Source organism: Paraburkholderia sp., assembly GCF_034668105.1.
Lineage (GTDB): Bacteria > Pseudomonadota > Gammaproteobacteria > Burkholderiales > Burkholderiaceae > Paraburkholderia.
The window spans coordinates 1-2856 of record NZ_JAXDPY010000347.1 but is presented as its reverse complement, the minus strand read 5'-3'; the positions used below and the strand labels follow the sequence as shown (position 1 = coordinate 2856).

At 61.3% G+C, this 2856-nt stretch carries 2 protein-coding genes; both read right to left on the bottom strand.

Going from position 1 to position 2856, the window contains the following annotated elements; genetic code table 11:
* Nucleotides 1-148 precede the first annotated feature (148 nt).
* Nucleotides 149-769, bottom strand: coding sequence for a c-type cytochrome (locus QOC89_RS15725; protein WP_323045854.1), 621 nt, complete (start codon nucleotides 767-769; stop codon nucleotides 149-151).
* Nucleotides 766-2499 (bottom strand): PQQ-dependent dehydrogenase, methanol/ethanol family, encoded by a 1734-nt coding sequence (locus QOC89_RS15720; protein WP_323045853.1) that lies wholly within the window; start codon nucleotides 2497-2499, stop codon nucleotides 766-768. Before QOC89_RS15720 ends, QOC89_RS15725 begins: the two co-directional genes overlap by 4 nt.
* Nucleotides 2500-2856 lie beyond the last annotated feature (357 nt).

The following is a 2856-nucleotide window of genomic DNA, read 5'->3' as shown; positions in this document are numbered from 1 at the left end:
CGCCGTCTTTTGCAGCGGCAAGCAGTTGCCGGTTGGTTTCCCCGTCTGCCTGCGCCAGTGCCGGCAAACCCACGCCGCATGCGCCCGCTAGCAGAACAACAGCCGCAATGCGGCGGGTGAGCGTTTTTTTCATGATCTCTGCTCCAGGCTACTCGAGATTGTTGACGTACGCAGCAAGGTTGCGGATGTCGTCGTCGGTCAGATTGCGCGTTACGCTGGTCATATTGCCCGCATCGTTGGTCCGCGTGTGCGAGCGGAAGTCCTGCAGTTGCTTGACGATGTACGGATACAGTTGACCGGAGACCCGCGGAATCTCGTTCTGGCCGGCAAAGCCGCCCAGGTGGCACATCGTGCACAGCACTTCGGCGGATTTCTTTCTTCCGGCTTCGATGCTGGCGCCATCCGATTTGAAGGGAACAGGGGCGAGCTTTTGCGCGGCAAAGTAGTCGGCAAGGTCCTGCATGTCCTCGCGCGACAGGTTGGCCGCCATGGGCGACATGCGCGGATCGCTGCGCCGTCCTTCCTTGAAGTCCTTCAGTTCCAGGTAGAGATAGCGCGCGGTCTGCCCTGCCAGAATCGGATAGTCCGGATTGGTCGAATTGCCCATCGGCCCGTGACAGGCCACGCATACCTGTGCTTTCGCCTTGCCCGCGTCGGCGTCGGCACGCGCGTTCAATGGCAGCCATGCGGCTGCGAACCAGCCGCATAGAATGGCCGCCCCTGCCCGGCGGGTCGAACCCCGCGCTCCCCGTAGCGTCGGTATCCTCATGGCACTGCGAAGACGAGCACGCTATTGCCGCGCTTGAAGTCGAGCTGCGTATTGCCGCCCGCAGCGACGGCTATGTACTGCTTGCCGTTCACCGTGTACGACACGGCGGGCGCATTGACGCCCGCACCGCACTGGAACTCCCAGAGCTTCTTGCCGGTTGCGGAGTCGAATGCGCGGAACAGGCCATTGCCTTCGCCGTTGAACACGAGGCCTCCCGCTGTCGCGAGCACGCCGCCGATCAGCGGCTGTTCGGTCTTGTAGTCCCAGGCAACCTTACCCGTGTCGACGTTCACGGCGGACAGCTTGCCCCATTGCTGCTCGGACGCAATCACCTTGAATGCACCGCCTAGCCACAGCTTGCTGCCGCCCGGATAGGCCGCGTCCTCGACCTGATAGGTCATCGGCTGATGCAGGTTGGCCGCGTAGACGAGGCGCGTGCGTGGATCGAACGCCATGGGCGACCACTCGACCCCGCCGTTCGCGCCGGGCAGCATGCGCGCGCCGGCCGCTGTCGGCAACGTCCACATGTTTTCTTGCGGAATCATTGCCTGCGAGTAGCGGATCAGCCGTCCGGTGGCGCGATCGTGAACGTACACGTGACCGGTCTTGCCGCCATGCACGATGCCGGGAATCATCTTGCCGTCGTTGTCGCGCACGTCGATCAGAATCGGCGGGCTCACGGCGTCGAGGTCCCATACGTCATGCGGCACATACTGGGTGTGCCATTTGTATTTGCCGGTGTCCAGATCGATCGCGACCAGCGAATCCGTATAGAGATTGTCTCCCGGCCGGATCGCGCCATAAAGATCCGGCGATGGATTGCCCACCACGAAGTACACGGTATGCGTTTGCCGGTCGATCGCGGGCGTCATCCAGACTCCGCCGCCGAGCGTCTTGTAGAAGTCCCCACCCTTCTCGGCAAGCTGCTTTTTCTCCGCATCGATGTCGCGCTTTTCGTCGCGGCCCGTCGCGTCTTTCGTGGCCCACACGCCTTCCTGGCCGGTTTCCGGAATCGTGTAGAAGGTCCAAAGCAACTGGCCGGAATTCGCATCGAATGCTTTGACGAATCCGCGAATGCCGTATTCGCCGCCGTTCGTGCCGATCAGCACCTTGCCGTCCACGACCGTCGGCGCCATGGTTTCCGAGTAGCCCTCGTCAGGGTCGGCGATCTGGCTTTGCCACACTACGTTGCCGGTTTTCGCGTCGAGCGCGACGAGTTTCGCGTCGAGCGTGCCCATGTAGAGCCGGTCGCCCGATATGGCCACGCCGCGATTGTTGGGCCCGCAACAAAACGTCGTGACCGGACCCATCTTGTGCTTGTAATGCCAGAACTCCTTGCCCGTTACCGCGTCGAGTGCGTACACGTGGTTGAACGACGTGGTGATGAACATCACGCCGTTCGATACGATCGGCGCCGTTTCCATCGACTCGTTGACAGCGGTCTGGAAGATGAAGGCCGGTCTGAGCTTCGACACGTTGGTCTTGTTGATTTGCGCGCCGGGGTAATAGCGCGTCTGTGCGTAGGAGCCGTTCGAATGCAGCCAGTCGGATGACGTAGCGGCGGCGCGGTCGAGCTGTTGCTGGCTCACGGGTTGCAGCCTCGACGGTACGGGCGAGGCCGTGGTCGTCGAGCTGTTCTGAACTTCGTCCGCGGCGTAGGCCGCAGGCAGGCCGAATGCGATGGCAAGCAGAGGCAGGCCGACGACTCCTTGAATACGGGTAAATGGCATGAAAGTCTCCTTGGTTTTTTATTGCTATCAGGAATTTCAGCTCAGGAGTGCCGCATTCATCCGCGATCGATAACGCGGAAAGGCTGGATGGCGCAACCCTCGCAAGCACCCAAACACGTACGATTTCGAACCATTGATCGCTTCGTCAGGACGGGTCGGCTCCGCATCAGGGAAAGCGTTGAGGCATCTGTTCCCATAAGGCCGGCTCGCTTAAGCGTAGGCGATGCGCTCCACATTTTCTAGACTTCTGGTGAGCATTTTGCAATCCGCGGTTTCATACGTATGATGATTTCGGTGCGGCGGCCTCGTGGCATTCCGGGCGGCGCCATCGTTGCGGCATCATTCAGGCACCCGAAC

Excerpts from the sequence above, each read along its gene's own strand:
- QOC89_RS15720 (WP_323045853.1), bottom strand. The coding sequence starts at position 2,499 with ATGCCATTTACCCGTATTCAAGGAGTCGTCGGCCTGCCTCTGCTTGCC.
- QOC89_RS15725 (WP_323045854.1), bottom strand. The coding sequence starts at position 769 with ATGAGGATACCGACGCTACGGGGAGCGCGGGGTTCGACCCGCCGGGCA.